The 2,224-nt window shown below is 68.8% G+C and carries 2 protein-coding genes and 1 pseudogene; 2 read left to right on the plus strand and 1 reads right to left on the minus strand.

The features are described from left to right. Window positions 1–874, minus strand: an 874-nt coding sequence (locus JF597_RS52985; RefSeq protein WP_294014128.1) for a sodium-dependent transporter, incomplete at its 3' end; no start/stop codon positions are given. A 169-nt stretch (window positions 875–1,043) separates the two neighbouring features. Between JF597_RS52985 and JF597_RS52990 the strand changes: the two genes are divergently transcribed. Both JF597_RS52990 and JF597_RS52995 read left to right on the plus strand, forming a co-directional pair. Then, complete coding sequence (locus tag JF597_RS52990; protein WP_294014130.1) at window positions 1,044–1,883, plus strand: hypothetical protein; 840 nt, start codon at window positions 1,044–1,046, stop codon at window positions 1,881–1,883. A 152-nt stretch (window positions 1,884–2,035) separates the two neighbouring features. Next, window positions 2,036–2,224, plus strand: a pseudogene (locus tag JF597_RS52995) (hypothetical protein); the annotation flags it as partial.

Consider the following 2,224-nt stretch of genomic DNA (forward strand, 5'->3'; position numbering starts at 1 on the left):
CCAGGCGCAGGAGCCGAGCGGCGGTCCGGCCCAGCACGAAGGACAGCAGGCAGACGAGCGCCGCCACGACCAGTGCCGCGCCGAACAGCAGCGGGCGCGGATGCGCGAGGAAGGAGCCCAGGGCGCCACTGGCGTTGACGTAGGTCAGGACGAGCGATCCGGCCAGCGCCACGGGCACGATCACGCGCAGGGCGCGGCTGAGCCAAGCCGTCGGCAGTACGAGACGGAACAGGATGCCGGCTGCACAGGGGAGGACCACGGTGACGAGGGCGAAGCCGCCGCCGGCCGTGCGGCCCGTCGTTGCGAGCGTGTCCGCGTAGCCGCCGTCGAGGAGCGGCATCAAAGTGGTGATGACCAGTGGGATGGTGAGCGGGCTGAGGAGCGTGGAGGCGAGGACGAGTCCCACCATGGCGGGTTGGTCGCCGTCGCCCTTGCCGGTCCAGACGGTGGCTCCGGCGGCCACAGGCATCGCCACGATCAGGATCATCGCGGTGATCAGTCCGCTGCCGCCGTCGCTGTCCGGGGTGCGGTGCAGTCCGAACGCGACGACGGGGATGACCAGGAGCGGGATCGCGAGGTGGAGGACCAGGCCGACCAGCAGGGTCGTCGGCTTGCGGAGCAGGCGGCCCAGTTCGCGGACGGGTACCTGGAGTCCGGCGGAGAAGAGCACCAGGGACAGAAGTAGGGGGGCGGTGCTCAGGGGCAGGCCGGTGACGGTGCCGATCGGCACGGTGTGGTGGCGGCGCAGCCACAGGCCAGGGCCGGGTAGGAGGAGTGCGGCGACGTAGGCCAGCACGACGGCCCGGCCGAGCCGACGGCGCAGCCAGGCCGTCACCAGGTCGGAAGGCGGTGGGGAGGCGGTCGAACGGTTCAAGGCGGCCTTCTTCCACGGCGGCGGAGGGGACGGGGCGGGACGCCGCTATGCAGGAGCCGTGATCATGAATCGTCATGGCACTCATAGTGCTCGGGTGAGGCGGATGGGGCAGCCGGTGACGCACGGCAGTCAGGATGCGTTCAGGTATCCCGTGGCACGGTCGGGCCTCATGACATACGAGACCTCGCAGACGCCCGGGCCCTCGGCGGCCGACACACAGGTGTCGCCCTCCGGTCGCCGACTGGGCTGGAACAAGGTGCCCGAGGTCACCGTCTTCTTCTGGGTCATCAAGGTGCTGTGCACGACGGTCGGTGAGACCGCGGCCGACCTGCTCAACGAGAAGGCCGGTCTCGGCCTGACCGGTGTGTCGGTGCTGATGAGCGCTCTGCTGGCGGTCGTCCTGGTGGTGCAGTTCCGTACCACCGCCTACCGTGCGGGGGTGTACTGGCTCGCCGTCGCCCTGATCAGCGTCGTCGGCACGCTGATCAGCGACAACCTCACCGACAACATGGGCGTACCGCTGGAGACCAGCACCACCGTCTTCGCGGTCGTCCTGGCGATCGTCTTCGTGGTCTGGTACCGGCGCGAGCGGACCCTGTCCATCCACCACATCGACACCATCAGCCGCGAGTCCTACTACTGGCTCGCCGTGCTGTTCACCTTCGCCCTCGGCACCGCGGCCGGTGACCTGGTCTCGGAGCGCATGGACCTGGGCTACTGGCTCTCCGCGGTCCTGTTCGGCCTGGCCATCGCCGCAGTCGCCCTCGCGCACTTCCAGCTCGGCCTGGACGCGGTGTGGAGCTTCTGGATCGCCTACATCCTCACCCGTCCGCTCGGCGCGTCCATCGGCGACTACCTCTCCCAGCCCAGCGGAGACGGCGGCCTGGGCCTGGGCACCGTCATCACCAGCGCGCTGTTCCTCACGGTCATCCTCGGCCTGGTCGTGTATCTCTCGGTGACCCGCAAGGACGTGGCGCAGCCGCAGCACTCCGCCCGACACGCAGCCTGAGCAGGCAAGCTGCAGGCGTTCAGGATGCGTTCGGACTGACGCTGCCAAGGTCGACTCCGGTGACTGTCCTCACTGTCGCCTCTTCCCACAGGGCGCTCGTCCTCCATCGCGGGGCGGGCGCCCTGCGGTTCTTCCGAACAGGAGCCCCCACCTTGGAGCAACCGGAACTCCTCACCCAGTCGGACGTCGCGAGTACGACCACGTCGGTGATGAAGAAACTCCCAGAAGTGACGTTGGCGTTCTGGATCATGAAGATCGCCGCCACCACCCTCGGCGAGACAGCCGGCGACCTCTTCGCGCAGACTCTCAAGCTCGGCTACTTTCTCACCACGATCGCGCTG

Source organism: Streptomyces sp., assembly GCF_019510245.1.
In the GTDB taxonomy this organism is placed as follows: domain Bacteria; phylum Actinomycetota; class Actinomycetes; order Streptomycetales; family Streptomycetaceae; genus Streptomyces.